This is a genomic window from Streptomyces prasinopilosus, assembly GCF_001419695.1.
GTDB lineage: Bacteria > Actinomycetota > Actinomycetes > Streptomycetales > Streptomycetaceae > Streptomyces > Streptomyces prasinopilosus.
The window spans coordinates 1-1,772 of sequence record NZ_LIRG01000852.1; the positions used below are offsets into that span (position 1 = coordinate 1).

A 1,772-nucleotide genomic window follows, 5' to 3' on the forward strand; every position below is an offset into this window, starting at 1 on the left:
GCTGGCCTCCGGCGTGCCGTACGGCACGGTGGTGGGGTACGGCGCCCTGGCCGGCCGGGTCGGCCGGCCGGAGGGCGCCCAGGCCGTCGGCACGGCGATGGGCGCGAATCCCCTTCCGGTGGTCGTGCCCTGTCACCGGGTCGTGGAGCGGGACGGCGGCATCGGCGGGTTCGGGGGCGGGCTGGAGGCCAAGCGGCGGCTGCTCGCCCTGGAGGGCGTGCTGCCGGAGCCCTTGTTCTGACGGGGTTCTGGCGGGGTTCTGACGGGCGGGAGGTCCCGGTGGCCGTCAGTCGTAGTGGCGTGCCTCGAAGACGTTCCCGTCGGGGTCGCGGAAGTAGAAGCTGCGCCTGGCGGGGCCCCGGGCGCCGAAGGAGTCGTGCGAGAGGTCCGTCATGGGGACGGACTGTTCCCCGAGGCGGTCGCGGAGCGCGGCGAAGTCGTCGGCGGGCAGGGACAGGCAGACGTGGTTGACGGGGTGGCCGGAGGCTTCGGCGGCGCCGGGCAGCATCGTCATGCGTTCCGCCATGGTGAGCGGCATGAGGTCGAGGATGGTCTCCTCGTTGACCCGTACCGAGGGGAAGGGCACCTCGCCCGCGGAGAACTCGGCGAGCCTGACCAGTTCCAGGCCGACGGCCTTCCCGTAGAAGTCCGCGGCCGCGACCGGATCGCGCACCCAGAGGACGACGTGGTCGAGGCGTGCCGTGTCCCGGGGGCCGGGGCGTGCCGTGTTCTCCGTCATGTGTCCCAGGCTCCCGGAGGTCCGCGCCGGCCCGCAAGGGGGCTCTCCGGCGGACGGGCCCCGGGGGGTTTGACCGGGCGCCCGGCCCGCCAGGGATGAGGGGGAGCGACAGACGGGAGACGGTACGTGATCCTGACGGTGTCCGAAGAGGTGCGGGAGGCGCTCGCCGCCGGCCGGCCGGTGGTGGCCCTGGAGTCCACGATCATCGCGCACGGGCTGCCCCGGCCGCGCAACCTCCGGGTGGCGACGGAGCTGGAGGCGGCGGTGCGGCGGGAGGGCGCCGTCCCCGCCACGGTCGCCGTGCTGGACGGGCGGCCCCGGGTCGGCCTGGACGAGGAGCAGTTGGCGCGGGTGGCCCGGGAGGACGGCGTCCGCAAGCTCGGTCACCGCGACCTGCCGCTCGCGGTGGCCTCGGGGGCGAGCGGGGCCACCACGGTGTCGGCCACCGCGCTGCTGGCCGCGCTCGCGGGCGTACGGGTGTTCGCGACCGGTGGGCTCGGCGGGGTGCACCGCGAGTGGACGGTGACCCAGGACGAGTCGGCCGATCTCGGACTGCTGGCACGGACCGGGATCACCGTGGTGTGCGCGGGCGTGAAGTCGATCCTGGACGTGCCGGCGACGCTGCAGCGGCTGGAGACCCTGGGGGTCGCGGTCGCCGGATACGGCACGGACCGCTTCCCCGGCTTCTACCTGTCGGACTCGGGGCACCCCGTGGACTGGCGGCTGGACACACCGGAGCAGGTGGCGGAGGTGATGCGGGCGCAGGACGCCCTCGGCGGGCCCGGGTCGGCGCTGATCGTGGCCAACCCCGTGCCCGTGGAGGAACAGTTGGACCCCGGACTGCACGCCCGTGTGCTCGACGGGGCGCTGCGGGCGTGCGAGGAGGAGGGCATTACCGGTCAGGCGGTCACCCCGTTCCTGCTCGACCACCTGGTGCGGCACACCGACGGCGCCTCCCTCGCCGCCAACCTGGCGGCGGTCCGGGGCAACGTGCGGCTGGCGGCCCGCGTCGCGACGGCCTGGGCCGCCAGCC

The 1,772-nt window shown here is 75.2% G+C and carries 3 protein-coding genes; 2 read left to right on the forward strand and 1 reads right to left on the reverse strand.

Translation table 11 applies throughout. The features are described from left to right. Positions 1-241: methylated-DNA--[protein]-cysteine S-methyltransferase (locus tag AOK18_RS27445; protein ID WP_139058405.1), on the forward strand; the 241-nt coding region annotated here is incomplete at its 5' end. 45 nt (positions 242-286) lie between these two features. On the opposite strand, the gene AOK18_RS27450 is transcribed toward AOK18_RS27445, so the two are convergent. Beyond that, positions 287-739 (reverse strand): VOC family protein, encoded by a 453-nt coding sequence (locus tag AOK18_RS27450; RefSeq protein WP_055696075.1) that lies wholly within the window; start codon positions 737-739, stop codon positions 287-289. 126 nt (positions 740-865) lie between these two features. On the opposite strand from AOK18_RS27450, the gene AOK18_RS27455 reads away from it, so the two are divergent. Continuing rightward, the coding region (locus AOK18_RS27455; protein ID WP_055696076.1) for a pseudouridine-5'-phosphate glycosidase at positions 866-1,772 on the forward strand (907 nt) is incomplete at its 3' end.